The sequence below is a fragment of the Psychrobacter sp. 16-MNA-CIBAN-0192 genome (assembly GCF_040309565.1).
GTDB lineage: Bacteria > Pseudomonadota > Gammaproteobacteria > Pseudomonadales > Moraxellaceae > Psychrobacter.
In genome coordinates this window covers 1-255 of record NZ_JBEOOX010000477.1, presented here as the reverse complement: position 1 = coordinate 255, position 255 = coordinate 1, and the positions used below count along the sequence as shown (strand labels likewise).

Annotated in this window: 1 pseudogene; it reads right to left on the bottom strand. The window is 43.5% G+C overall.

Going from position 1 to position 255, the window contains the following annotated elements:
- A pseudogene (locus AAEY78_RS14040) lies at positions 1-255 on the bottom strand (IS21 family transposase); the annotation flags it as partial.

The following is a 255-nucleotide window of genomic DNA, read 5'->3' as shown; positions in this document are numbered from 1 at the left end:
ACTATACGTTGCTTCAGCATAGGTATAATTTGATGCACCTAGTACAGCAACGAATATCTGAGCAGTGCGCTTTTCTTGTGTCGTCGGACAAGTAATGGTAATTGTGGGGCCACAATAATCCACAAACAGCTTTTCACCCCCTTTATGCTGCTGACGCATTGAGAGTCGCTGGGTACCTAACCATTGTTTATAAGCTCGGCAGAAGTGACTGTAGCTGTAATAAGGCTCACCCACTTTTTCAAGTAACTCATCAAA